26 protein-coding genes are annotated in these 25,762 nt (G+C 64.4%); 10 read left to right on the top strand and 16 right to left on the bottom strand.

Features of this window, described 5'->3' with window-relative positions; genetic code table 11:
• Positions 1 to 11 precede the first annotated feature (11 nt).
• Positions 12 to 773: a TetR/AcrR family transcriptional regulator gene (locus H290_RS0108645; protein WP_020106395.1), complete on the top strand. Its 762-nt coding sequence runs from the start codon at positions 12 to 14 to the stop codon at positions 771 to 773.
• A 19-nt stretch (positions 774 to 792) separates the two neighbouring features.
• Here the strand turns inward: H290_RS0108645 and H290_RS0108640 are convergent, their stop codons facing one another.
• Together H290_RS0108640 and H290_RS0108635 are read right to left on the bottom strand one after the other, a co-directional pair.
• On the bottom strand, positions 793 to 1,644 hold the full coding sequence (locus tag H290_RS0108640) for an SDR family oxidoreductase (protein WP_020106394.1): 852 nt from the start codon (positions 1,642 to 1,644) through the stop codon (positions 793 to 795).
• Entirely contained in the window at positions 1,641 to 2,402 is a 762-nt protein-coding gene (locus tag H290_RS0108635; protein ID WP_036518492.1) for an SDR family NAD(P)-dependent oxidoreductase, read from the bottom strand. Before H290_RS0108635 ends, H290_RS0108640 begins: the two co-directional genes overlap by 4 nt.
• Positions 2,403 to 2,516: 114 nt before the next feature.
• Here H290_RS0108635 and H290_RS0108630 point away from each other — a divergent pair, with 114 nt between their 5' ends.
• From H290_RS0108630 to H290_RS0108620, 3 genes are read left to right on the top strand one after another with little or no spacing between them, the layout of a single operon-like run.
• On the top strand, positions 2,517 to 3,878 hold the full coding sequence (locus H290_RS0108630) for an NAD(P)/FAD-dependent oxidoreductase (protein WP_020106392.1): 1,362 nt from the start codon (positions 2,517 to 2,519) through the stop codon (positions 3,876 to 3,878).
• The gene (locus H290_RS0108625; protein ID WP_020106391.1) at positions 3,875 to 4,507 is read left to right on the top strand and encodes a TetR/AcrR family transcriptional regulator; all 633 of its coding nucleotides are present in this window, start codon (positions 3,875 to 3,877) and stop codon (positions 4,505 to 4,507) included. The genes H290_RS0108630 and H290_RS0108625 overlap by 4 nt, the downstream gene beginning before the upstream one ends.
• Complete coding sequence (locus H290_RS0108620) at positions 4,507 to 5,454, top strand: alpha/beta fold hydrolase (RefSeq protein WP_020106390.1); 948 nt, start codon at positions 4,507 to 4,509, stop codon at positions 5,452 to 5,454. The genes H290_RS0108625 and H290_RS0108620 overlap by 1 nt, the downstream gene beginning before the upstream one ends.
• Positions 5,455 to 5,539: 85 nt before the next feature.
• On the opposite strand, the gene H290_RS0108615 is transcribed toward H290_RS0108620, so the two are convergent.
• The 6 genes from H290_RS0108615 to H290_RS0108590 form a co-directional block, all read right to left on the bottom strand.
• A complete protein-coding gene (locus H290_RS0108615; protein ID WP_020106389.1) occupies positions 5,540 to 6,454 on the bottom strand; it encodes an enoyl-CoA hydratase/isomerase family protein in 915 nt (304 codons plus the stop codon).
• Positions 6,455 to 6,473: 19 nt separating this feature from the next.
• Positions 6,474 to 7,175 carry a hypothetical protein gene (locus tag H290_RS0108610; RefSeq protein WP_020106388.1) on the bottom strand — a complete coding sequence of 234 codons (702 nt, stop codon included), beginning with the start codon at positions 7,173 to 7,175 and terminating at the stop codon, positions 6,474 to 6,476.
• 5 nt (positions 7,176 to 7,180) lie between these two features.
• On the bottom strand, positions 7,181 to 8,263 hold the full coding sequence (locus H290_RS0108605) for a TIGR03857 family LLM class F420-dependent oxidoreductase (RefSeq protein ID WP_020106387.1): 1,083 nt from the start codon (positions 8,261 to 8,263) through the stop codon (positions 7,181 to 7,183).
• A gap of 69 nt (positions 8,264 to 8,332) precedes the next feature.
• Positions 8,333 to 9,094: an enoyl-CoA hydratase-related protein gene (locus H290_RS0108600; RefSeq protein ID WP_028462956.1), complete on the bottom strand. Its 762-nt coding sequence runs from the start codon at positions 9,092 to 9,094 to the stop codon at positions 8,333 to 8,335.
• Positions 9,095 to 9,163: 69 nt separating this feature from the next.
• Positions 9,164 to 10,438, bottom strand: a complete 1,275-nt coding sequence (locus H290_RS0108595) for a cytochrome P450 (protein WP_020106385.1) — start codon at positions 10,436 to 10,438, stop codon at positions 9,164 to 9,166.
• Between the two features lie 52 nt (positions 10,439 to 10,490).
• Positions 10,491 to 11,276, bottom strand: a complete 786-nt coding sequence (locus H290_RS0108590) for an SDR family oxidoreductase (protein WP_020106384.1) — start codon at positions 11,274 to 11,276, stop codon at positions 10,491 to 10,493.
• Between the two features lie 272 nt (positions 11,277 to 11,548).
• On the opposite strand from H290_RS0108590, the gene H290_RS0108585 reads away from it, so the two are divergent.
• The gene (locus H290_RS0108585; protein ID WP_020106383.1) at positions 11,549 to 12,754 is read left to right on the top strand and encodes a cytochrome P450; all 1,206 of its coding nucleotides are present in this window, start codon (positions 11,549 to 11,551) and stop codon (positions 12,752 to 12,754) included.
• Positions 12,751 to 12,942 (top strand): ferredoxin, encoded by a 192-nt coding sequence (locus tag H290_RS0108580; RefSeq protein WP_036518453.1) that lies wholly within the window; start codon positions 12,751 to 12,753, stop codon positions 12,940 to 12,942. The genes H290_RS0108585 and H290_RS0108580 overlap by 4 nt, the downstream gene beginning before the upstream one ends.
• A gap of 12 nt (positions 12,943 to 12,954) precedes the next feature.
• Here H290_RS0108580 and H290_RS0108575 read toward each other — a convergent pair whose 3' ends face one another.
• The 3 genes from H290_RS0108575 to H290_RS0108565 all read right to left on the bottom strand — a co-directional run bounded on the left by H290_RS0108575 (position 12,955) and on the right by H290_RS0108565 (position 16,281).
• Positions 12,955 to 14,109 carry an HPP family protein gene (locus H290_RS0108575; RefSeq protein ID WP_020106381.1) on the bottom strand — a complete coding sequence of 385 codons (1,155 nt, stop codon included), beginning with the start codon at positions 14,107 to 14,109 and terminating at the stop codon, positions 12,955 to 12,957.
• Between the two features lie 178 nt (positions 14,110 to 14,287).
• Positions 14,288 to 14,704: a DUF779 domain-containing protein gene (locus H290_RS0108570; protein WP_028462955.1), complete on the bottom strand. Its 417-nt coding sequence runs from the start codon at positions 14,702 to 14,704 to the stop codon at positions 14,288 to 14,290.
• Positions 14,705 to 14,757: 53 nt separating this feature from the next.
• A complete protein-coding gene (locus tag H290_RS0108565) occupies positions 14,758 to 16,281 on the bottom strand; it encodes an aldehyde dehydrogenase family protein (protein WP_020106379.1) in 1,524 nt (507 codons plus the stop codon).
• Positions 16,282 to 16,450: 169 nt separating this feature from the next.
• Between H290_RS0108565 and H290_RS0108560 the strand changes: the two genes are divergently transcribed.
• Genes H290_RS0108560 through H290_RS0108550 form a run of 3 tightly spaced genes read left to right on the top strand, consistent with a single transcriptional unit; the run spans position 16,451 to position 19,122 of the window.
• A complete protein-coding gene (locus H290_RS0108560; protein ID WP_020106378.1) occupies positions 16,451 to 17,098 on the top strand; it encodes a hypothetical protein in 648 nt (215 codons plus the stop codon).
• A gap of 57 nt (positions 17,099 to 17,155) precedes the next feature.
• Positions 17,156 to 18,331: an alkaline phosphatase family protein gene (locus H290_RS0108555; RefSeq protein ID WP_020106377.1), complete on the top strand. Its 1,176-nt coding sequence runs from the start codon at positions 17,156 to 17,158 to the stop codon at positions 18,329 to 18,331.
• Positions 18,332 to 18,351: 20 nt separating this feature from the next.
• A complete protein-coding gene (locus H290_RS0108550) occupies positions 18,352 to 19,122 on the top strand; it encodes a UbiA family prenyltransferase (protein WP_231373543.1) in 771 nt (256 codons plus the stop codon).
• Positions 19,123 to 19,163: 41 nt separating this feature from the next.
• Here the strand turns inward: H290_RS0108550 and H290_RS0108545 are convergent, their stop codons facing one another.
• Entirely contained in the window at positions 19,164 to 19,937 is a 774-nt protein-coding gene (locus H290_RS0108545) for an SDR family NAD(P)-dependent oxidoreductase (RefSeq protein ID WP_020106375.1), read from the bottom strand.
• Between the two features lie 91 nt (positions 19,938 to 20,028).
• On the opposite strand from H290_RS0108545, the gene H290_RS0108540 reads away from it, so the two are divergent.
• Entirely contained in the window at positions 20,029 to 20,691 is a 663-nt protein-coding gene (locus H290_RS0108540; protein WP_028462953.1) for a S9 family peptidase, read from the top strand.
• Between the two features lie 10 nt (positions 20,692 to 20,701).
• On the opposite strand, the gene H290_RS0108535 is transcribed toward H290_RS0108540, so the two are convergent.
• The 4 genes from H290_RS0108535 to H290_RS0108520 form a co-directional block, all read right to left on the bottom strand.
• Positions 20,702 to 21,055, bottom strand: a complete 354-nt coding sequence (locus H290_RS0108535; protein ID WP_020106373.1) for a hypothetical protein — start codon at positions 21,053 to 21,055, stop codon at positions 20,702 to 20,704.
• A gap of 99 nt (positions 21,056 to 21,154) precedes the next feature.
• Positions 21,155 to 21,817 (bottom strand): hypothetical protein, encoded by a 663-nt coding sequence (locus tag H290_RS0108530; RefSeq protein ID WP_020106372.1) that lies wholly within the window; start codon positions 21,815 to 21,817, stop codon positions 21,155 to 21,157.
• A 254-nt stretch (positions 21,818 to 22,071) separates the two neighbouring features.
• The gene (locus tag H290_RS0108525) at positions 22,072 to 23,397 is read right to left on the bottom strand and encodes a hypothetical protein (protein WP_020106371.1); all 1,326 of its coding nucleotides are present in this window, start codon (positions 23,395 to 23,397) and stop codon (positions 22,072 to 22,074) included.
• Between the two features lie 55 nt (positions 23,398 to 23,452).
• On the bottom strand, positions 23,453 to 25,603 hold the full coding sequence (locus H290_RS0108520) for an MMPL family transporter (protein WP_196809525.1): 2,151 nt from the start codon (positions 25,601 to 25,603) through the stop codon (positions 23,453 to 23,455).
• Between the last annotated feature and the right edge of the window lie 159 nt (positions 25,604 to 25,762).

The raw sequence follows: 25,762 nt of genomic DNA, 5'->3' as shown, positions 1-25,762 counted from the left end.
GGTGGTTGGGCATGGCGAAACAGAACGCCCCGGAGAAGCGCCAGCGGCGTGAGCGCGGGTCCATCGATCCGGACGACATCATCGAGGGCGCATTCGAGTTGGCCGAAGAGGTCTCGATCGACAACCTGAGCATGCCGTTGCTCGGCAAACACCTCGGCGTCGGCGTCACGAGCATCTACTGGTACTTCCGCAAGAAGGACGACCTCCTCAATGCCATGACCGACCGCGCACTCAAGCGGTACGTGTTCGCCACCCCGTACATCGAGGCCAGCGACTGGCGCGAGACGCTGAGCCGGCATGCGCATTCGATGCGTGAGACGTTCCTCGGCAACCCGATCTTGTGTGACCTCATCTTGATCAGGGCAAATCTGAGTCCGAAGGTCGCTCAGCTCGGTTCGCCACCGATTGAGAAGGCAGTGGCAAACCTGGTCGACGCCGGGCTCCCACTCGATGATGCCTTCGACACGTATTCGGCTGTCGCACTGCATGTCCGGGGTTCGGTGGTGTTGGCGCGGCTTCAGCAGAAGCAGAAGGCCGCTGATCCTGAATCGCGTGCCTACTACGAGCAACTGGTGATCACGCCCGAGACCACACCCAATCTCGCGGAAGGAATCAGTCGCGGGCACAGCATCGGCGCACCCGACGACAAGAACTTCGACTACGGCCTCGATTGCATCCTCGATCACGCCGGTCGTCTCATCGAAGCGAACACGAAGGTTCAGAAGAAGGCGGCTGCGCCCCGCCGCGGCAGCAAGGCCGCGGCGGCGCGCTAGCGGTACCGGACCGGTCGACTCAGCGGTCGCTCGTGGTCCGGGCCAATTCGGGACTCTGACTGGCGATGTAGCGGGTCAGCCTGTTCTGGATGAACTTCGGCGCGAACCTGCCTATGGTCCAGCCGATTCGGGTCTTGCGCGGAACAACGAGCCACGGTTCGTCTTTGACAACCGCGGTGAGGATCTCCGTGGCGAGGCGTTCGGGTGAGTACGCCTGTTTCGACTTCTCGGCACCCAGGAAGAAGTCCCGACCGGCAAAGTTGCCGACCGCACCCTTGTCGAGAATCGGGGTCTCCACCGCCGACGGACAGATCACGGTGACACCGACGCCGTATCTGACTGCCTCGGACCGCAGTGCGTTGGACAAACCGACCACGGCGAACTTCGTCGCGCAGTAGCTGGTGAGCAACCCCGACGCCATCAGCCCCGCTGCGGAGGCAGTGTTGATGATGTGCCCGCTCCGGGCTTTGATCATGTGCGGATATGCCGCATGGACACCATGGACAACGCCACGAATATTGATGTCGATGATCCGGTTCCACTGTTCCAGGGTCAGCAGCTGGGTCTCGCCGCCGATGACGATTCCGGCGTTGTTGAACATCAGGTCCAGCTTGCCCGATCGTGCGACGACGTCGTCGACCAGGATTTGGACGGCGGCCGCATCGGTGACGTCGAGCGCAACCGCCTCGGCGGATCCCGGTCCGGTCAGAGCAGACACCACTGCCTTGGCTGCCGCGAGATCTATGTCGGCACACCAGACTTGGGCCCCGACCCCGACCAGTGCGGCGGTGAGGGCGGCACCGATCCCGGATCCGCCTCCGGTCACGATCGCGGTGCGACCCTCGAAGCGTTCGACCAGTTTCGCGTTCACATCAGCCCCGCAAAGTGCTTCTGGAGATTCGGGTAGCGGAGCATGTGCGCACCGCCGTTGATGTCGAGAACCTCACCGGTGATCCATCGGGCCTGATCGGAACTGAGGTAGACGGCGGCGGCTGCGATCTCTTCGGGTGTCCCGGCGCGGCCGAGCGGCGTGTTCTCGACGTAATCCTCTGTCACGCCGGGGATTCCCTGCATGCCCTCGGTCAGCGGAGTCATCACCAAGCCCGGAGCGATGGCGTTGACCCTGACCTGGCGCGGCGCCAGTTCGAGCGCGGCAACCTGGGTGAGCATCGAGAGCCCCGCCTTGGCGGCGCAGTAGGCGGACAGGCCGGCGCCCGGTTGCCTGCCGTTGAGCGACGTCAGAGAGATGAGTGTGCCGCCGTCGGCAACCACCCGGCCGGCGTGCTTCAGGACGATGAACGCGCCGACGAGGTTGATGTCGACGACCCGTCGCCATTCCGCGACGTCGTGGTCGACGATCGGCGACCAGCTGCTCAGGCCGGCCGTGTTGACGACGGTGTGTACGGCGCCGTCCCGCTTCTTGACGCCGGTGAACAGTGCCTCGACACCGGCCTCATCGGTCACATCGACGGCTTCGCCGATCCCGCCGAACTCTGCCGCGACGGCTTTCGCCCCATCGCCGTCGCGATCTGCCACGGTCACCTGATATCCCTCCGCGTGCAGGGCAAGCGCCGTCGCCTTGCCCAGACCCGACGCTCCGCCGATTACTACAGCCACGCGTTCACTCATCCCGAAATCCTCGTTTCTCCACATGCGCCCAATACAATTGACGCGTGTCAATTTGGACTTATAGTATGGCACACAGTAACGCTTCTGATTGAGCTTCAGACAAGGATCCGATACATGGCCCTACATTCCAACGCCCCGTCCACCGCGATCATCGGCGCCGGTATCGCCGGCCTGACGGCCGGCAAGATGCTAGGCGATTACGGTGTGCCGTATACGTGTTTCGAGACCTCCGACCGAATCGGTGGCAACTGGGCATTCGGCAACCCGAACGGTCATTCGAGCGCCTACCGTTCGCTCCACATCGACACCTCGAAGTACAAGCTCTCGTTCCAGGACTTCCCGATGCCGGAGGAATACCCGGACTTCCCGCACCATTCGCAGATCAAGGCGTACCTCGACAACTACGCCGACGCGTTCGGTCTGCTGGACAAGATCGAGTTCGAGAACGGTGTCGTCCGGGCCGAGCACCGCGACGACGGCGGCTGGAATCTGCACACCGGCGACGGATCGTCCCGGGAGTTCGACTTCCTGGTGGTGGCCAATGGACATCACTGGGACCCGCGCTTCCCGGACTTTCCCGGTGAGTTCAACGGGCAGACGATCCACTCGCATCACTACATCGATCCACTCAATCCGCTTGACCTGCACGGCAAACGAATCCTCGTCGTCGGCATCGGCAACAGCGCCGCCGACATCGCGGTCGAGGTGTCGTCTCGTTCGATCGAGAACACCGTGTACCTCTCGACCCGGTCCGGTTCGTGGATCGTTCCCAAATACATGGCCGGGCGCCCGGTCGACAAGTACGGCGGCGCCATGCCTTTCGTACCGAAGAAGTTGCAGCGCAAGCTGATCAACAATTTTGCCGAGTTCATCTCCGGGAATCCGGAACAGTGGGGCCTACCCAAGCCACAGCACCGCTTCATGGATGCGCACGGGACCCAGTCGGTCGAGTTGCCGCTCCGGCTCGGATCCGGCGACGTGACGCCCAAACCGAATGTCCGCCTGCTCGACGGCGATACCGTCCACTTCGATGACGGCACCTCCGCCGACTTCGACGTGATCATCTATGCCACCGGCTACAACATCACGTTCCCGTTCTTCGACCCCGACTTCATCAGTGCGGTGGACAATCGCCTCGGGCTCTACAAGCGCATCCTCAAGCCGGGCCTCGACGATCTGGCCTTCGCCGGATTCGCGCAGTCCGTCCCGACCCTGTTCCCATTCGTGGAATGCCAGTCGCGCCTGATCGCCGCCTACGCCGCGGGCGAGTACCGCCCACCTGCCATCGATGAGATGCAGCAGATCATCACCACCGACGAGCAGATGTACATCGGCCACGTTCTCGATCGGCCGCGCCACACCCAGCAGGTGGACTTCTACGACTACGAGCGCCAGATGAGAGTCCAGGAACTCCCTGAAGGACGCAGTCGCGCACACCAACTCGGGCCGGCGTTGCAAAGCCGGGGCCGGGTGTGAGCGAATCGGTCTCGGAGCGCACCGGCACCGACCGCACGAGCACCGACCGCGGCGACCGAAGCCGGCAGCGACTCTTGGAAGCTCTCGACGACCTACTGCGCGACGGCACCCTCGAATCGATCAACATCGCGAAGATCTCCGAGCGGGCCGGCGTGACGCGGTCGGCGTTCTACTTCTATTTCGCGAGCAAGGCCGACGCGGTGGCGGCACTGTCGGCGCAGATGAACGACGAGGCGGCCGGAGCGGCTCGAGATGTGTTCGAGATGACCGGTCCACCGCGCACCCGTTTCGAGACGCTGATCCGCGGATTGGTCGCAGCCTGGTCCGACCACCGTTACCTGTACCGGGCCATGCTCGATGCGCGGTACAGCAACACGACCGTCCACGAGCAGTTCGAGACCGGCCGCAAGGCATTCATCAAGCCGCTGGCAGTGATGATCGATGCAGAACGGGCGGCCGGGACCGCACCGGACGGCCCGGACAGCACCGCGTTGGCGACGGTCCTCCTCGAACTCAACGACCGATCCATCGAATCGATCTCGCGCAGCGACGACCTCGATCTCGAGCAGCGCATCACCACGCTCGTCACCATCTGGCTACGGGCGATCTACGGAACGGAGACCGAATAGTGCCTACATCAACCACATTTCAATCACAGGGTGTCGCACTCGACGCCTGGCACTTCCCGGCCGTCGACGACCGGCTCGCCACCCCCGCCGGGCGTCCCTGTGTCGTGATGGCACATGGCTTCGCCGGGACCAAGGACTGCGGACTGGAATCCTTCGGCGAGAATCTCGCCGCAGCCGGGCTTGATGTCCTGGCCTTCGACTATCGCGGCTTCGGCGCGAGCGCCGGCGAACCGCGGCAGGTCATCTCACTCTCGGGGCAGGTCGAGGACTATCAGGCCGCACTTCGAACCGCCGCGCAGCTGCCCGGCGTCGACCCCGATCGCCTGGTGCTCTGGGGAGTGTCGATGTCGGGGGGTCTGGTACTCGAGGTCGCGGCCGGCCGCACCGACATCGCCGCCGTCATCGCGCTCACTCCGCTCGTGACGAGCAACCCTGACAAGCCGGCACCGGCGGCGCCGCTGACCGCGCCTGACCAAGGGCTGCCGACCAATCGCGCTGCGACAACCGCACGCCTACTGGCACAAGGGATTCGAGACAAGCGGGCCGCAGCTGCCGGTCGCGCACGCGTTCTGTTGCCTGCGGTCGGACGTCCCGGCGAGGTTGCGCTCCTCAACCTTCCCGGCACCTACGACGACTACGCCTCGATCGCCGGACCGACCTGGCGCAACGAGGTGAACGCGTCGATTGCCATCGAGGCCATGCGGCACCGCCCCAACCGATTCGCCAAGGGCTTGCGGGTGCCGATCCTGTTTCAGATCGCAGACTTCGACCGTTGCGTCTCGGTCGGCGCCGCGGTCAAGGCCGCCGTCCAGGCGCGTGCGCAGATCCGGCACTACCCCTGCGACCACTTCGACGTGTACCCGGGCAAGCCGTGGCATGAGTCGATCAGTGAACATCAGGTCCGGTTCCTCACCGGTGTCCTGACCCCGGCCGCCGTCCCCGCCTGAACGACAAACCCAACCAGTCCCGGTCAGACCCACGAGTTGCAGTGGGTGTGACCGGGACTGTTGGGTTTACGTACGAACGGACGGATCAGTCCTGATCCAGTTCTTCGCGGTCGACGTGAAAGTGCTCGTCCCGCAGCCGGAATGCTTCTCTGGTTCCGTGCTCGGCGCGCGTCTTGACGAAGTTGAACTCACCCGGCGCGAACTGCAGATTGGTGCCGTATGCGTGAAAGAGGTAGCTGGCCACCTCTTCTCCCTGGTATGCCTGGCTCTGCTCTACCATCCGGAACGCCTCTTTCGCGATGACAACGCCATCTGCCGGCATCTTGGCGGTCTTCCGCGCCCAGTATCGGGCGGACGCCTGCAACTCGGCAGGTTCACAGGTCTCGGTGAAAACACCCAGATGCTCGACGTCACCGGCACTGATGATGTCGCCGGTCAGCAACATCCGGCGCGCCAGCACCGGTCCGAGACGGTGGAAGAACATGTGCAGACTGCCCAGCGCCGGGCCGAGAAAGCGGGTGGCCGGCATACCGATCCGGGTGTCCCGGGCGATGACCGAGATGTCGCACATCAGCGCCATCTCGAAACCGCCGCCGAGCGCGAACCCACCGATCTCACCCACCGTGACCTTGGGGAACCCCATGAACTCGTGGTAGAAACCGAACGATTTCCGGTCCACGGTCAGACGACGGCGCTGGCTCGGGCGACGATTCGCCGCTTTCGCTCCGTTGGTGGCGGCGGTGCCGCCTTCCTCGCCGTACCAGCCGTACGCGTTGTTCATGTCGGCCCCCGTGCTGAAGACTCCCTCCGCTCCACGCAGCAGCACCACCGTCAGGTCGTCGTCCTCGGCGACCTGATCGAGGCAACGGGCGAGATCATCACGCATCGCCGCGTCATAGGAGTTGCGGCGCTCCGGGTTGTTCAATGTGATGGTGGCGATCCGGGTGTCACGATCCACATCGAAGAGGATCCGATCACCTCCAACGCTCGACAAGGTCATCTGTCAATCTCCTTTTTGATCATCGGTGCGCTGTCCGGCGTCTGCCGTATGCGCTACCGGCAAGTTGTTCGGGTGCCAAGGCCACCGTGACGACCTCGGCGCGGCAGAGAACTTCCCCGTCAAGCAACAACCGAGCGGTCGAGACCACGTTGCGGTCCTCCGCCGTGCGGACGATATCGAATGTCAACTCGGTCAGAATCGGTGTCGGACGCCGGTAGGTCGTGGTCAGTGACCGCGTTTTGCCCGACAGTCTTGCGGCGCAATTCTGTTGCTGTGTAACACAATCGAAGAACAGAGCCAGGAATCCACCATGAACCAGGCCCGGTGGTCCCTCGTACGGAATCGGGAACGTCACTGTGCCGGAGGCTGTTTCGGCATCGAGGTGATCGAACCGGTACTCGGGAAAACACGGGTTGAAGGAACCGATGTCGAAGGCGTGGTCGAGATAGAGCCGCCGCGTGGGGTCCTCGGCACCCACCCCGATTCTGGGCGCGTTGTCCGGTGGTGTCACGGGCGCCAGTTCGCGCTGCCACTCGGCGCAGCGGGCGATGACCTCGTCTGCCGCCGGGTGATCGTGCTCGAGCGAGAGCAGCGTGCCGATCAGATCCCGGATGGCCGCAGCCGCGACCGCCGTCTGGGCGAGCGGCTTCTCACCGAACCCCCGTCCGGCGTCACCGACCCCCGCAACCGTCGACGACGGTAGATCCTCTGGCCGCGTCACCGAATTCAGCTCTCTCGGTAGGTCTTGATGATGGGCGCGAGTTCCTCGGGTGTCACGCCGTGCAGGATCACCCGGTCGGCTCCGTACTCGAACTCTTTGCGGATCCGATCGACGCACTGCTGCGACGTCCCGGTGGCCGAGGGTTCGAGCCATTCGTCGGGGATCAGTGTGGCGATGTGCTCGATCTGTTCGGCAGTGGCCTTGCCATCGATCGAACCCGGGATGGACGTCACGACCGAGTCCGCCCGAAAGCGCTCCAGCACAGCCGGATCCCAGCCATTGGTCGACACCATCAGATCGCCGTAGCCCTGCAGATAGGTCCCCAGTCGCGCGACGGTCTTCTTCAGGCGCAGCTCTTCGGGGAGATGGTCGCCGACGGTGGCGAAGCACGACCACACCCGTACGCTGGCCGGGTCGCGTCCCGCCTGTTCCGCGGCATCTTTCACCGTTTTGACGGCCCGCTGCAAGGTTTCGGGGGTGAAATAGGTGTGCAGGATGACGTCGTCGAACTCCCGGCCACCGAGCTTGAGGGTGTTGGGGCCGAAGGCGACGATCGCCAATCGGATGTCCTCATTGAACTCTGTGTCCAGGAACAGGACCGGGTACTTACCAATCGGTCCGTCATGGTTGAGGATGATCTCGCCGTGCCACAGCCTGCGGGTGACCTGCGCCCAGTCCTCCATCTGTGCGGTGGTCACCGCCGGCACACCGAACGCCGCGTACATGGCCGCGACACCCCTGCCGATACCCAATGTGAATCGACCACCGGACATCCGGTGCATGGTGGTTCCCCACGATGCGGTGATCAGCGGGTGCCGGGTGTTGTGATTTGTTGCGGCAGTGGCGATCTGCATTCGGTCGGTCACGGCCAGAGCCGCACCGACGAGCGACGAGGCCTCCTTGACATTCCATCGCTCGGAGATGAATGCGGTGCCCAGACCCAATTGTTCGCCTTGCCGGGCCTCGTCGACCAGCGTCGCGGGCCCCAAGCCTCCGGCACCGGCCAGGAGGTAGTAGCCCAGCTCGTCGAGCGGGCGATCCGCGGCGGTCACCTCGCGGGCGGACCCGGTTGTCTGGCTCGGGCTCATACGAAAACCTCCAGGGCGTCGATGTTGTCAATGGTTCCGAATAACTTCGATAGTTGCACTCTTGCGGTATCACTGACCACGCCACACCGGCTTTCGACGCTCCACGAATGCCTGCGCGCCCTCCTTGGCGTCGACGCTCGCGAACACATCCTGGGACAGTTCGTGCATGCGGCGGCGTGCCGATTCATCACCGGCAACGGCGCTGTACATGTGCTCCTTGGTGAAACGCACCGCCAGCGGCGCATTCGCCGCGATGGACTCGGCCAGTCCCACTGCCTCGTCCCGGACCCGTTCGGCGGGGACCACCCGGTTCACCAGGCCCAGAGAATGCGCTCGCACGGCATCGAGCGGCTCGCCGGTCAAGCCCATCTCCAGCGCGATCGCCAGCGGAATCCGCCGCGGCAGAAGAGAAATTCCTCCGCCCGCGGCCACGAGACCGCGTTTCACCTCGGGGATGCCGAACGTGGCGTGGTCGGCGGCGACGATGAGATCACATGCCAGCAGGAGTTCGAAGCCGACGGCGAATGCGCTGCCGTTCGCGGCACCCACGATGGGCTTCGGGTACGTCCGCTCCAGGAGAACCTCGAGCCCCGGGCCACCCACCGGACGACGTGCACCACCCGCGGCAAACGCCTTCAAATCCAGCCCGGCACAGAACATCCGCTCACCGGTGCCGGTGATCACGATGGCGGCGACCGAATCGTCGGATTCGGCATCGGCGAGCGCGCCGCCGATACCCGCCATCATCTCGACGTCCACGACGTTGTGCCGCGACGGCCGATCCAGCGTCACGATCAGGACAGACCCGTGCTGCTCGGTCACGACCGACATGGACATCTCCCAACGTCTCGACAAGGTTCGACCTCGAATAGGTGATTCATCAGCACACGGAGGCCGGCGCTACGCCAGACTCACCGGCATCCGCTTGATGCCGTGTACGAAACTGCTGTTGAGGTACTCGGGCTCACCGAGCGTGACGTCCGGTACGCGCGTGAGCAATTCGTAGAACAGGTGGCGCAGTTCCATCTTCGCGAGTTGCGCGCCCAGGCAGAAGTGCGCACCGCCGCCGCCGAAGCCCACATGCGGGTTCGGGGTGCGGGTGATGTCGAACTCGTGCGGACGGTCGAACACGTCCTGGTCCCGGTTCGCCGAGCAGTAGAACATGCCCAGCTTTTCACCGGCGGCGATCGGGGTGCCGGCCAGCTCGGTGTCGACCAGGGCGTGCCGGGCAAACGAGACGACGGGTGTGGACCAACGGACGAATTCGTCGATGGCGGTGTTGATTCGGCCGTCGAAGTCCTCGAGCAGCCAGGCCCGCTGATCGGGGTTCTCGACCAGTGCCTTGAAGACGTGCGTGGTGGTCTGCTTGGTGGTGTCGTTGCCCGCCGAGCCGAGCAGCACCATGAACGATCCGATGTCGTTGTCGGACACCTTGTGTCCGTCGACCTCTGCGTTGACGATGTTCGTCATGAGGTCCTCACGCGGATCTTCTCGCCGGAGTTTGGCGAGCTCGATCCCGGCATTCTGGAGAATGCCGAGTTGGCCCATCACGTGCATCGCACGTTCCTCCAACGACGCGTACTCGTCATCGCTACTGCTGAACAGGCTTTCGGCAGCGTAGGCGACCGCCTCTTGATCCTCCGGTTCGATGCCGATCATGTCCGAGATCGTTTTCATCGGAAGTTTGGCCGAGCACGCCGACACGAAGTCGAGCTGATCGCCGGTCCGCAGGTCCACGAGTAGGTCGTCGACAACCTGCCGGGCATTCTCCTTGATCTGCCCTTCGATGCGCTTGACCTGTCGCGGAGTGAATGCGGAACTGATCAGGCGCCGGTTGCGGGTGTGATCCGGCGGATCCATCGAGAGGAAATACGTTGTCATGCGCTGAATTTCGGCGGGCATGGGATCGAGCGCAACGCCGAGGCTGGATCCGAACACCGCGTTGTTCTGACTGACCTCACGGATGTCGGCGTGCCGGGTCAGCGCCCAGTAGCCGGTCTCCTCGTGCGGAAAGACCGCGGACATCGGCTGATGCCAGCTCAGCCCCTCCTCCGAACGCAATTGGGCGAAGGTCTCATCGCGCGTGCGGAAGTCACCGGTCTTCCAGAAGTTCTCGTCCGAGATGTCAAGTCGGTGATAGAGATGCGGCGACGTGGGTGGGCTGTCGATCGTCATGGATTTCCTCTGGGGTGATGTGTTGGTCTGCCGCTACCGAACCGGGGTTCGCCTACAGCTGGATCGGGGTACCCGCGGTGAGCGACGACAGGAACCCGCCATCGACGTGGAGGTCCTGCCCGTTGATCCAGCCGGCATCCGGCGACCCGAGGAAGGAGATGACCGGAACGACGTCGTCCACCCGGGCATGTCTGCCCACCGCGGCCTTGGCCATGTCGAGCACGTCCTTGCCCATCGACGCCTCGAAGTCGACCAGGATCGGGGTGTCCGTCGGACCGGGGCTCACCGTATTGACCCGGACCCCGTATTTCGTCCAGGCCGGGCCCGCAATACGTTTGGCGAACAGGATCAGCGCCTGCTTCGACGTGCTGTACACCGGATAGGCCGGGTCCTGACCCGCCTGCCAGGTCACCACTGCCTCGGGATCGGTAGCGTCGAGCAGCCCGGCGAGGTCGCCGGCCCGCTGCTCCCAGCCGAGGGCGGCAACCGAGGCGACCGCGACAATCGCACCTCCGTGGTTCATCAGCGGCAGGATGCCCTCGGTCATCAACCGCATGCCCAGGTAGTTGACCAGCAAGACGTCGTTCGCCGGCGCGGTCCCCGGGACTCCTGCGACATGCGCCAAGAGATCCCAGCCCGGACCGATCTCGGTCAGCAGCGCCGTGATCGCCTCGGGGTCGCGCAGATCAACCTGCAAGTGTTTCGACGCCGGGGTTTCGTTCGGCCTGACATCCACTGCGAGAACGTAATCCCCGCGCGCATGGAAATGGGCCGCGGTGGCCGCGCCGATCCCCGATCCGGCGCCGACGACGATGACTCTCCGCTGCCCAGTACCCATGTTTGTCAGAATCCCATCGCTCGAAGCATTCACTGTAAGCACAACTGTAACCTCATCCTGTGACCCGGGCAACACCCCCTCGACTGCACTCCTCCAGACGATTCGATGCCCGTCGGGCCCCAGGATCCCCAATCCGGCGATATCCGACTCGCGGCGGATGGGAGTTACCTATAGTATGGCTTACGGTAACCGGTATGGTGGGTGAGTCGGCCGGAAATTTTGCCGAAGTGACCAGGTAGTTGGCCGATCGCTTCGTGCCCCAAGGAGGATGCATGACCAAGGCAAAACTCGTATTCGACCCGTTCTCGCAGGAGTTCTTCAACGGCTCGTACGACGTGTACCGGCGGATGCGCGAAGAGGCGCCGGTCTACTACAGCGAGGAATACGACTTCTACGCGCTCAGCCGCCACGCGGATGTGTCGCGGGGTCTCACCGACTTCGCCACCTTCTCGTCGTCGCGCGGAGTGGACCTGGCCCAGGTGCGTACCGGTGGGATCGCGGAGCACAAGTCGATCATCGTGATGGACCCGCCCGAGCATCGCCAGATGCGCGGGCTGCTGAGCAAGGTGTTCACCCCGCGCGCGATCAGCTCCCTCGAGCCGATGGTCTCCGAGCAGATCGATCGCTTCCTCGGCCAGGTGGACCCCGACGGATTCGACCTCGTCCAGGACTTCTCGGTGTTGTTCCCGGTGGAGGTCGTCACCCGGATGCTCGGCGTCCCGGCCGAACACCGCCAGCAGGTGCGGCTGTGGATCGATGAACTGCTGCACCGCGAACCCGGCCAGGTGGAGATGTCGGAGGCCGGTATGCAGGCGGCCATCGAATCCGCGATGCTCTACTACGGCCTGGCCAAGGAGCGCCGCGACAACCCGCAGGACGACATGCTCAGCAAGCTGGTCGGTGCCGAGATCGAGCGCGAAGACGGCGAGATGACCGGCCTCGACAACATCGAGATCGCCAGTTTCGCAACGCTGTTGGGCGGTGCGGGAGCGGAGACCGTGGCAAAGCTGATCGGCAATGCGGCAGTTGTCTTCGCGCAGAACCCCGATCAGTGGGAGCTGCTACTCGCCGATCGCAGCAAGATTCCGGCCGCCGTCGAAGAACTCCTTCGCTACGAGGCCCCGGCCCAGTACAACGTGCGCTACTCGCTCCAGGAGGTACACCTCCACGGCGTAACAATTCCGGCGGGTAAACCCGTGTTTCTCCTCGGCGGGTCGGCGAATCGCGACCCCGAGGCCTTCACAGATCCAGATGTGTTCGACATCGACCGCGACCGGACCGAAGCGCAGAACCTCGCGTTCGGCTACGGGATCCACAGTTGCCTCGGTGCCGCGCTGGCTCGCATGGAAAGTGCAATCGCCCTGGACAAGCTGCTCGATTTCATGCCCCGCTACACGGTTGACTGGGACGGCTGCAAGCGGGTGACCATGCAGAACGTCGCGGGATGGAGCAACGTACCTGTCCGGGTTCTCCGATGAGGGTCGAAGTGGATCTCGGCCTGTGCGAAAGCAACGGAATCTGTGCGGGCCTCATCCCGGAGGTGTTCGACCTCGACGAGAGAGATGACCTCCACGTGCGCTCACCCGACGTGACCCCGCAGAACGAAACACGGATCCGGGAAGCCGTGCGGCAGTGCCCACGACAGGCCATCTCACTCGTCGAGTGAGTCGCAGGCCGCTCAGATCAGGTCGGGGTCCAACCTCAGTGCCTGCCGGGACAGCGCAGCGATCAGGTCGGTCTGTGTGACGATTCCGACGATCAGGTCGCCGTCCAGGACAGGGACTGCATGGCAACCACTTTGGGACAGCAACGGCAACAGTGCGGCGACCGGGGTGGCCGGCGACGCGACAGCCGGTTTCACAGCCATGATGTCGCTCGCCCTCACCACCGGTGGACGTCGATCTGCCCACGACAGTGTCGCCTTCCCGAATCCACCGCGAGCCTGTGGATCCTGGAGTCGGACGATCAGGTGGATCTGGAAGACAACACCGAGGAACTCACCGCTCTCGGCCGCGACCGGCAACGACGTGAACCCGTGCAGCCGATACAGTTCCGCGAGTTCGTCGAGCGTGGCCTCGGGTCCCACGGTCACCAGGTCGCGCGACATGATGTCGGCCGCGTTCAGCGGTCCGGTCAGGTGAGTGGCGGCTTGCAGTTCGGCGGCACCGATCAGGCGGGCGAGGTCGGCGACACCGAGGTTGAGGGTCTGTTGGTAATGCTGAAGAATTCCCGCCAGTTCGTCTTCGCTGAGACCGAGACGTTCCGAGGGTGGCGGAGCGGCATCGAACTGCCGAAACGGATAGTGCCTACCGGTCGCGCGGCCGTAGAGGGCCGCGCAGATCACGATCAGGACGGTGCCGACTGCCACCGGCGCGAGAGCGAAACGAAATCCCAGAGCATCAACGGCATCCGGCGACAACGCCGCCGTCATCGCGACTGCACCGGCGGGAGGGTGCACCGCGCGAGCGAGAATCATTGCGGCCACCGCCAGCCCGCCGGCGAGGGCCACCCTCAAGGTGACGTCGGAGACCAGCATCGTCACGGCGACACCGACCACCGCCGAGAGTGTGTTGCCGACAACGGCCGACCAGGGCTGGGCCAGTGGGCTGCTGGGCGCCGCGAACACCAGCACAGCGGTCGCCGCGAAGGGGGCAATCATGTAGAGCCCGAGCTCGAGATCCACCCCGGGACTGAGCAAGATCAGACCGGTCACACCGAGCCCGATCATCACCCCGAGCCCGGCGCGAACAACCTCGCGCGGCTGACCGGCGGCGCTGGCAGGGCCCAGACTTCGGAGCGCGGTACGAAACCTGGTCGGTCCGGGCGCGGTCACAGCTCGACCTGTACCAATTCTCAACGTTCCTTCCCGGGGCAGCGCAGCCGGGAATCAAGGTCGCCGGCCTGCGGTGGCGTCCACCACGGCGATGAACGGCTGGGGGAAGAATATGACATGACCAGGCAGTCTGCCGAAGGAGCCTGGCTACTCGCCTCCGCGGACGGGGCCGGATTTGCTATTCGATGGTGACGTCCGCGCCCCGACGCGGCGGGCACGCGTCGAGCCAGGTGTTCTCGGCCTCGTCGAAAACCCGCGAGCGAGCGAGGAAACGAACACCTTCCGGCGCTTCGAGACTGAACCCGGCGCCACGTCCGGGAACCACGTCCAGGATCAGCTGGGTGTGCTTCCACAGTTCGTATTGGTCGCCTTGGATCCACACCCGGACGGGCGGCAACAGTTCGGGCAGTTCGATCTCACCGAGCAGCACATCACGACTGCCGACACGAAACTCGCCTGCCGGGTAACACATTGGGGCGCTGCCGTCACAACATCCACCGGACTGGTGGATCATGAGGCCGCCGTGGAGCTCCGACAACTTGGTCAAGAGCTCCACGGCGGAGTCAGTTGCGACGACTCTGTCTGCGGGAGTCATCTGTGTTCACCTTCTTGATGAAATTGCTTGTAACGCTTGAGGATAGAGCTGGATCAGAAGAAGCCCTTGGCATCCTGAGCGTAACCCACCAGCAGGTTCTTGGTCTGCTGATAGTGCTCGAGCATCATCAGGTGGTTCTCGCGGCCGATACCGGACTGCTTGTAGCCACCGAATGCCGCGTGCGCCGGGTAGTCGTGGTAGGTGTTCGTCCACACCCGGCCGGCCTGGATTTCACGTCCCGCGCGGTAGGCGGTGGCGCCGTCACGCGTCCACACACCGGCACCGAGGCCGTAGAGCGTGTCGTTGGCGATCGACATCGCGTCCGCGTAATCGGAGAACTTCGTCACCGACAACACCGGGCCGAAGATCTCTTCCTGGAAGATCCGCATGCGGTTGGTTCCGGCGAAGATCGTCGGCTGGATGTAGTAGCCACCCGCGAGATCGCCATCGAGCGAGACGGCTTCGCCGCCGGTCAGGACCTTGGCACCCTCTTCCTTACCGATCGCGAGGTACGAGGTGATCTTCTCGAACTGATCGTTCGACGCCTGCGCACCCATCATCGTGTCGGTATCGAGCGGGTTGCCCTGCTTGATCTTCTTGGTCCGTTCCACCGCGAGGTCGATGAAGTCGTCGTAGATCGACTCCTGGATCAGCGCGCGACTCGGGCAGGTGCACACCTCACCCTGGTTGAGGGCGAACATCGTGAAGCCCTCGAGCGCACGATTACGGAAGCCGTCGTCCTCTGCCATCACATCGGCGAAGAAGATGTTGGGGCTCTTGCCGCCCAGTTCCAGGGTCACCGGGATGATGTTCTCCGAGGCGTACTGCATGATCAGACGGCCCGTGGTGGTCTCGCCGGTGAACGCGATCTTGCGGATCCGGTTGCTCGATGCCAGCGGCTTGCCGGCCTCGACGCCAAACCCGTTGACAACGTTCAGGACTCCGGCGGGGAGCAGATCTTTGATCAGCTCCATGAGGAACAGAATCGAGGCAGGTGTCTGTTCGGCCGGCTTGAGGACCACCGCGTTGCCGGCGGCCAGTGCGGGTGCGAGCTTCCAGACCGCCATCAGAATCGGGAAGTTCCACGGAATGATCTGTCCGACAACACCGAGCGGCTCATGGAAGTGGTAGGCCACGGTGTCTTCGTCGATCTGCGAGAGCGAACCCTGCTGGGCGCGCAGCGCGCCGGCGAAGTAGCGGAAGTGATCGATCGCGAGCGGAATGTCGGCGGCGAGGGTCTCGCGTACAGCCTTGCCGTTGTCCCAGGCCTCGGCAACGGCGATCTTCTCGAGGTTCTCTTCCATCCGGTCCGCGATGCGGAGCAGGGCCAGTGAACGCTCGGCGACCGACGTCTTGCCCCACCCTGGAGCAGCCTTGTGGGCCGCATCGAGAGCAAGGTCGATGTCTTCGGACGTCGACCGGGCGACCTCACAGAAGGTCTTGCCGTTCACCGGTGACGGGTTCTCGAAGTACTGTCCCTTGACCGGCGGCGTCCACTGGCCACCGATCCAATTCTCGTACCGTGATTCGTAGTTCATCACGGCACCGGGTGTTCCGGGATTGGCATAAACGGTCATTTCTGAGCTCCTCTTCGCCTTATATGTCTCTCGGTGACCGACCCGCAGCGGTCGGCCCCTTGTGACCTGAAACACACACTACGAGCGGGGCCGTTGCATCAAAGTTGCAATGAGGATCTTCGGTGGTCAGAGGACGCCTGATCCGGGGTTGGGCGCTAATGTCTAACTCGTGATCCGCCACTCAGAGCGCACCGAATGCTGGGGTTTCGCCATCGGGTCGGCGCTCTTCGCACTGGGTTCGGCACCCGGATTTGCCGAGTGGGCCGGAACGACGGTGGCCAACAGCTCATTTTTCGTCGGTTCGTGGTTCTTCACGTTCGCGGCGTTTGTCCAGCTCCAGCTATGCGGGCCATTCCGTGCTGCCGCCGAACCCATCGCCCGATCGGCCCGGGTCGGACGAAAGGTCCACCGCTCCGAATGGCTGTCGGCCGCGGTGCAACAGTTCGGCACCATCGCCTTCAACATCAGCACCGGGGCGGCCCTGGTGGTGCATTCGATCGTCAACACGAACCACTACAGCTGGCGTCCGGACGTGTACGGGTCGATCGCCTTCCTCGTCAGCTCGGCGCTGGCGGTGTTCGCCACCGAGATCTACCGGCGCCGCGACGAACCCGACGCACCCGGCTGGTCGGCGACCGTTTTGAACACCATCGGCTCGATTGCCTTCGGCTTCTCCGCGATCGGCGCATACGTGGATACCTCCGGAGAGGCGATCAAGCCGCTCCTCAGCCAGGGCGGCACCTTCATCGGTGCGCTGTGCTTCCTGGTCGCATCCCTGATCTCCCTGCCGCGAAAGACTGTCGCCGCCACGCCATGACGTCCGGCAGCCACATACCCCCCTGCGCGGTGACGCCACAGGTTAGCGTCATCGATGATGAGTGATCTGGATCCGCGCCATAGCCTGCCACCGCTGTCGGCCGTCCTCGAATCGATGGCGGCCTCCCTCGGTGCCGCCGACCTCGACAACCACCTGAAGATGGTGCCGGCGCAGTCGGCGACACTGCTGTTGATCGACGGTCTCGGCGCCGAACTCGTTGCCTCCCACCCCGACGACGCACCCCACCTCAATGCCGCCGCCCTGGACAACTCCACGACCGTCGCCGCCGGATTTCCCGCCACCACCGCGGTCAGTCTCACCAGCCTGGCCACCGGACGCCCGTCGGGCACCCACGGCATCCTGGGATACACATTCCGGGCCGGTGCCGGGGGGCTCATCCCGGAAGCGCCGATTCTCAATTCCCTGCGCTGGTGTGTGCACGGCAATCACGATCACAGCCTCATCAAAACGGTGGTCCCCGAGGACTTCCAGACCACCACAACAATTTTCGAGAAATGCCATGCCCAGGGTTTCGCCACGCGGCAGATCGTGCCGGGACTGCACATCGACTCCGGATTGTCGCGGGCAGCCTTGCGTGGTGCCGCCAAGGTGGTCGCCGCCGAGCATCTAGATGATCTGCGGGCCTCGATTCTTGCCGAGATGAGCACGCCTGCAGCAACACTCGGCTACGCATATTACGGCGGGCTCGACCTCGCCGGCCACCTCACCGGTCCCGGTTCAGAGCCCTGGCGCGAGCAGTTGCGTCTGATCGATGCGATGGTCGGAGAGCTCGCCGAGCAACTCCCGGCGGGTCGCGTGCTGGTCATCACCGGCGATCACGGCATGGTCGACACATCTGCCGGCCGGTTCGACATCGACCTACACAACGAACTCACGGCCGGCACCACCGCGATCGCCGGCGAAGCTCGGGTCCGGCATGTCTACGCGAAAGACGGTGCGGCAGAAGATGTTCACGAGGCCTGGCAGACGATGCTCGCCGATCGGGCAACGGTTCTCCGGCGCGACGACGCCATCGACGCGGCCTGGTTCGGACAGTCGGTCCGCGGCAACATCCGCGTTCGCATCGGAGATGTGGTGGCCGCTGCCCGCGGTGATACCGCGATGATCCGCTCGGTGGCCGAACCACTCGAGTCCACACTTGTCGGCAATCACGGTTCCTGGGACAGTGCCGAACAACTCGTCCCCGCAATCGTGATCCGCGGTCTCCGCTGAAGTCCGCCGTCGGATTGCTGGTGGCCGGGCACACGATCCCGGCGGCTGCGGTGACGCTGCTGACCGCAGCGGTCGGCGTCGCCGAAGATCTGGAGATCGGCTCGATTGCCATCCTCATGGTCGCCGTGTTCAGCGGCCAGCTCGTCGTCGGCTGGACCAATGACCTGATCGACCGGGAGCGGGATCGCCAGGTGGGACGGACGGACAAGCCACTGGCGTCCGGCGACCTGAGCCCGACGACCGCAGTGGTCGCCGTCGGGGTCGCCGGTGTTGTGTGCGTAGTGGCCTCACTGGCGTGCGGCCTGGCCGCCGCCGCTGTACATCTGGTGCTCGGCATCGGTTCTGCCCTTGCCTATAACGCCGGGCTCAAGTCGACCTACCTGTCCTGGCTTCCCTACTTTGTCGCATTTGGTTCGCTGCCGGTCGTTGTCACGCTGACGGCAGACCCGACATACCTGCCGCCGGTCTGGATGATCGCGGTCAGCGGACTGCTCGGCGTCGGCGCACACCTGCTCAACGTGATGCCCGACCTCGACGATGATGCCGCCACCGGCATCACGGGCCTTCCCCACCGGCTGGGTGCGCGGCGGATTCCGGGCGTCGCGGCCGGCCTGCTCATCGGCGCCACTGCCATCGCTGTCGTCGCGAACTCGCAGGTGATGTGGCTGTGGATCGGCCTGGGCGTGGTGGTCGTCATCGCACTGACAACAATGCGCCGATCCGGCCGAGCCCCCTTCTACGGTGCCATCGCCATCGCGGGTGTCGACGTCACCATGCTGCTGCTGACCTGACCTCCGAGGTCGGCGTCAGTCGCGTAACCACCGATCGGTGGTCAGCGCAGCATCAGTTTGCCACCGTCCACCGAATAGACCTGACCTGTCATGAAGCCCGAACCCGGACCGGCCAGGAACGCAACCACCGGCACCAGGTCACGGTCGATATCACCGAGCCGGCCACCGAGCGGAACCGTCTTGGCCATGCTCGCGTCGTGCGCCGCCAGCTGTTCTGGAGTCATCGACGCCCGGGTGCGGTCATACATCGGCGTCCAGATCGCGGGCGCGATGGCATTGACCGTGATCCCGTAGGTTGCCCATTCCAGCGCAACCGTGCGGGTCCAGGCCACCACTGCGCCCTTGGATGCGGCATATGCGGCCTTGCCCGGATAGCCGGTGATCCCGGCCGCCGATGCGAAGTTGATGATCCGGCCGCCACCGGCTTCGATCAACGCGGGGAGCACGGCCTGGTTGATCAGGAAGGTGCCCGTCGCATTGACGGCCATCGCGGCGTTCCACTGCTCGATCGGCAATTCACCGGCGGGCGCGCCCGGAGCGATACCCGCTGAATGGACCAGGACATCGAGACCGCCGAGATGATCGACGGCAGCCGCCACCGAAGCGGTCACCTCGACCGGGTTGCTGACATCGCATTCGATGAATTTCACTCCCGCGTCGGCGGCGACCACACTTCCGGCCTCGGCCGCGCTGTCCAACGACACCACCGACGCACCGAGTTTCGGCAATGCGCGTACCAGTCCGGCACCCATCCCACTGGCACCGCCGGTCACGATGATTCGACGCCCGGTCAGGGTTTCTACCGCAGCATTCATGTGCACTCCCACCAGTCGCCTCACGTTCGGTCAGAATATCATTCTGGCTTTTCGGAGTTTGGTTCTTTGGCTCGTCGGGCAGACTCGGGACATGAAGACCACCGAATATGCTCCGGGCCGCGCGGCGGACGTATTCGGAGACCCACGCCACCAGACCGTGCTGCTCTGGCACGGGATGCAGACCGACGCCCGCGCTGCGGTGCGGCCGCTTGCGGCACGCGTGGCAGATCAGGATTTCCATGTCGTCGCACCTGATTGGAACTCGCACGCCCCGGACGGCGGCAAAGCCGACCTGCTCGCGTCGGCGCACTTCGCTGCCGACAAGCCCGGTGGTCTGGCTGACCTGGTTCTGGTCGGTTGGTCCCTCGGAGGTCTGGCAGCGGCCGGATTGACTCTCCACGCCGACGACTTCGGCATTCGCGTTCTCCGTACGATCTGTCTCGCCGGTGCGTTCATGGCGACCGATCCGATCACCGGTCAACACCTACCCGAGCAATTACCCGACGCCGCACATCGGTCGTCCTTCACGCTGATCCATGGCTTGCGTGACGATGTTGTTCCGCCCACCGCGAGTCGTGATTTCGCCTTGACGCTCAAGCAGAACGGCTGGCCGGTCGAACTGATCGAACTCGGCGCCGACCACGGATCGATCGCCGGTGCCGCCTACGACGCCGCAGCCGATCGCTACGTTGCGACCGACGATCCGGCGACGCTGGCACTCGCCTCCGAGGTCGCGACGTGGATCGCAGCTTGATCCGCAGAACTCACCAAATGACGGCTATACCCGCTGCCAGCAAGGACAACGCGCCTACCGCGTAGAACATCGGCCGCGGCACGGGCTCGCCGGTTCGACGCTGGCGCGCATTCCCGATGCCGAGGACCGCGCCGAGTATCACCAGGATCACGAGTTTGCACCCGATCTTCGGATAGTTGAGGTCGATCCCCGCAGGCCAGGGCGCGGCCAGCGCCAGGCCTGTGAGCAGTGACAGCAGGAGGCCGTATTCCATCACCCGGGTGGTCCGGAATCGACGAGAGACCGCTTCGGTCACCCAAGCGCCGAAGGTGGTCGCGAAACCGACGATGTGCAGAAGTATTACGACGTCGCGTAGTAGTTCCATGGAGGCAGCTTAATCACGCCCGCTGCAAAGCGAGGCCAGGCCCGCCCGGTGTTCCGGACGGACCTGACGGGAAAGGGCAAACCAGGTGTGAGGGGTCGCCTACTTTGCCTTCGGTGGCGCGTTGAGCAGCTGGATGAACGGTCCCACGTTGGCGGCGACCGCACCGAGCCCGCCGATGGCCGTGCCGGCGAGTGAGAAGGTCGATCCGAGCAGGATCGCGCCGCCGATGCATCCGGCCAGCGGCCCGGCACCGAACAGCAGGGCAACGGGCGCGGAAACGACGCCGGCAGCAACGGCACCCAAGAGGCATCCGCCGACCAATCCGGTTGCCGCACCGAGGAATCCACCGACCGCAGCGGTGAGCGTGATGTTGTCTTTCACGCTCGCCACCGCTGCTGCCAGGTCCACATTGTGTTTGACCGGAGCAAAGGTCAAGGCCAACGGGTTCGCGTCCACCGACAGTGTCGCCGAGGCAGGCGTCACCTTCGCGTTGACCGGCCGCTGGAAGTCGTCGATGGCCAGGGTCAGCGGTACCGACTCGACCACCGCGCCCTGCTTGTCATGCAGAACGAGTTGATTGCCTTCTTTGGAGAGCGATCCGTTGTCGGTGGTGATGATCACCGACGATCCATCGCGGACCGCTTGCCAATTGGTGCCCTCGGTCGGTGCCGGAGCCGGGTCGGCGTACGCGGCGCCCAGCGCCACACTCATCGATGCGACCACCATCACCGATACGGCGACGAGCCTGTTCCTGAACTTCATTGCGGTGTGTTCCCCTCGGGTCAGCTCCGGCGCGGGCCAGAACTCGAAACGTGCGTGTTTGAGTGCCCGCCAACATCTCTGGCGACACACTGGGTGCGAGAAGAAGTAAACGCCGAATTGGGCAGCCGTCGGACAACTCGACACGAACACTCATCAACGGCCCGATGAACATCGGTTCGAAATAGGACGAAAGGCACAACCGAAGTCGAATTCCGTTGTTCACAACACTTTTGAAGCGCCCGGCCGGGGTTGGTTCACATACCGAAGCGGCGATCGAGCAGACGCAGACGCCCATGGACGAGGGCTTCGTCCCGATGGCCCGGGGGCAACGATTGACCCCACCGGCGCCAGGCGGACAGATCTTCGCGTCCGTGTACCGACGCGGTCCAGGCCCGCAGGAACTCCGGGTTGCCGGAGGTCAGGACTGCCGATCGGACATCCTCTTTGAGTTCCTCGAAGACCTCGGCGATACCGGGCGCCATCGACGCACTGAGCAGTCCACCGCGACCGAATTTCTCGATGGCACGGGCGATCTCGCCGATCCGCAGCATGCGGCGCACCTGACCGATGTCGGAGTCGATGGGCATCGTCAATCGATATGGCCGGGACGCAACAACATCGGCCCCGACGTCGCGGCGAAGCCGGGAGATCTCCGCTCGGACCGTCACAGGATCGATGCCGTCTTCGGCGAGCATCGTCGCGACCTGCTCGGTACCCAGTCCCCCGGGATATTCACCGAGGAGCACCAGGATCTCGGCATGGCGACGCGACAGTCGCATCGACGGACCACCACCAACCGGCCGCCAGAAGTACCGATCACCGTCGAGCACGGTCAGGTCCGGACCGGACGGTGGCGCCGCCGCACGGGGTAACTCACCGGTGAGTGAACGGATCCGCAGTTCACCCTCCACCGCGGCGACCACCGACTTCACCATCGACAAGGCAAACGGTGTGGCCACCCGCTCGCCACCGGTCACATCGATGACGCCGATCACCGCACCCGTCACCGGGTCGTGCACCGGCGCTGCCACACAGTTCCAGTCCTGCACCCGCACCGCAAAATGTTCTGCCCCGAAGATCTGCACGCCGTGGTCCACCTCAAGAGCCAGACCCGGGGCGTTGGTGCCGGCAACCTGCTCCGCCCACAACGCCCCTTCGACAAAGTTGATGTCGCAGGCCTGGTCTCTCGCTTTGTGGTCACCCTCTACCCACAACAGCCGACCCACGTCATCGGTGAGAGCCACCACAACACCTGAGTCGGACACTTCGTCGAGCATGAGCGAACGGACCAGCGGGTACGCGGCGGCCATCGGATGGCCGTTGCGGTACTCGAGGAAGTCGTTCCACGACATGCTGCTGTCATCCGTCATCCCCGAGGGGTTGACGCCACCTTTGGCGGAACGCATCCACGAATCCCGAACCACCGACCTCACCGAGGTGGGGCCGGTGGCCGGGGACAACGTGCCTGTCTGGACAAAGAGTTCGTGGGCCCGGCGAACCTGTTTCAGCCTGGTGGCCTTGTCTTCGCCTGGTTCCAATGCGGTCCAGAAGTCGCGCGCAGGTGCCTGCAGCTCACCCACCGCGTCACCTCCGTTTCGGTCGATACCGCCCCGACTCCCTCAATTGTGCACCACGTCACATCGTCGCAGGTACGACCGCCCGATTTGGTATCACCGGCTGCTCGGTCCGGGTATGACGTGGCCACCAGGCGCGGTTGCCGAGAAGCACCAGCATCGACGGCAGCAACACCAGCCGAACCACGGTGGCGTCGAGGAGGATGGCCACGGCCAGTCCGACACCCATCTGCTTCATCTCGACCAGGCTCTGCGAAGCGAACAATGCGAACACCGACACCATGACCAGCGCGGCACTGGTGACGACGCCGGCCGTCTGGGTGACCCCGGCCCGCACCGCAACCTTCGGCGGCAGGCCCTTGTCGATGCCCTCACGGATTCGGCCGAGCACGAACACGTGGTAGTCCATGGACAGCCCGACGAGCACCGCCAGCATGAACATCGGGATCCACTCGACGACGGTCCCGTTGGATGTGAAGTCGAGCAGATCCTCGGCCCAGGTGTGCTGGAACACCAGCGCCAGCACACCGAACGCCGCGCCCACCGACAACAGGTTCAGGAATGTGGAGACCAATGCGATCACCGGGCTCCGGAAGGTGACCACCAGCATCACCATCGTCAGGATCAGGATCACCGCGACCACCACCGGCAGTCCGTCCGACAGCGCCTTGGTGCTGTCGTACTGTTCGGCGATCTGACCACCGACCGCATACTCGGCACCGGAGATGCCGTCGACCTTGTCGGGAACCACACTGTCCCGCAATTCGAGCATCGCGTCGTCGGCGCGGGCGTCGTTCTGCTCGAACGTACTGGCAAGCCGCAGTTCTGCAGTTGTCCCGGATACCGAGGTCACCGGCTCCTGTGTGACGGTCCAGGCGCCGCTCCCGGTCGCTTCCTCACCCACTTCGGTCAGTGCCGCGGACATCGCAGCCGGATCACCGCCGGAGACAACGACGTTGGCGGATGAACCTTCGGACGGGAACTCGGCATCCAACTGCTGTGCGACCGCAACTGCCGGGATGTCCTGCGGCAGCGTCTCCAAACCGGCGCTGCGCAAGTTCATCGTCAGCGCCGGAACAGCCAGGGCCAGCATCACCGCCAGCCCGGCGACCAGGGCGACAACCGGCCTGGTGACAACCGGCCCGATGATACGGGAGCTGATCCCGCCCTCACCGATGCGCGCATTGAGACGCCAGAGCAGCGGTACCCGTGGACGATCGACCCACCGTCCGAACTTGACCAGCAGGGCCGGCAACACCGTGAGCGAACCGACCACCGCGACGGCGACGACGATGATGGCGGCGGTCGCCAGGGAATTGAAGGTCGCGCTTCCGAGCACGTACACACCGGCGAGCGAGGCGATGACCGCCGCACCGGACACGAGAATCGAGTGCCCCGAGGTCGCCGCGGCGATACCGACCGCGTCGAGCGTCCCGTGTCCCTTGCGCCGTTCCTCCCGTTCTCGTTTCAGGTAGAACAGCGAATAGTCCACGCCCACAGCCATTCCGATCAGCAGCACCATCGACGATGCGGTTTCTTCGGAGGGCACCAGATACGAGATCGGCGCGTAGATACCGATGGTCGCGACCACGGATGTGATGGCCAACAACACCGGAATGCCGGCAGCGATCAGGGCGCCGAACGCAAAGAGCATGATGCCCAGCGTGATCGGGATGCTGATGGCCTCGGCCGAAGCGAGATCGTCGGCAACGCGCTCACTGACCGCCTCGTCGAGGGTGACGTCGCCGGTCTGCCCGAACTGCAGGTTCTGATGCTGTGCACTGACCGACGAAACCGCTGCGTTGATGTCGGCGATGGTCGGTTCCTCTTCGCCCGGCGGCGCCCGAAGGGAGATCGACACGAGCTGGGTCGCGCCGTCGGGCGACTGAACCGGACCGGTCACCTCCTGGACCTCCGTCGAACCTGCCAGGTACTCGTGTAGCTCTGCCGCCGCGAGCACCGCGTCGTTCTGATCACCCGTGATCAACACGAACTCGGTGTCGGGCGCGGCCAGGCCGGCGTCATGGATCATCTGGTCGGCGGTCCCGGACTGACCGACGCGGTAGTCGGCGTCGTCGGTCTCCTGGGTGGGGATCAGCGCACTGAGCGCCACTGCGACCACCACCAGTGCCAGCCAGAGTCCGATTGCGCGCCAAGGATTGTGCGCACTCCACCGGGCCACCGCCTGTGGCCCTCGCGTCATCTGTCTCATGTCGAGCTCCTGATGCTGTGAGGCATCTGCCTCGGGATGGAATTTCCCGGTGGACACCGGGCAACTACCACCCTGTTCGCTGCAGCCGGCCAGGTCAGGAGCGATAAGCCCCCGGGCGGCGGCGAAATTGTCCACCATGGAGGTAGACCCAGCACTACT

It is taken from the genome of Nocardia sp. 348MFTsu5.1 (assembly GCF_000383535.1).
Classification (GTDB): Bacteria; Actinomycetota; Actinomycetes; order Mycobacteriales; family Mycobacteriaceae; genus Williamsia; species Williamsia faeni.
The sequence above is the reverse complement of the archived record's forward strand: the minus strand, read 5'-3'. Positions and strand labels throughout refer to the sequence as shown.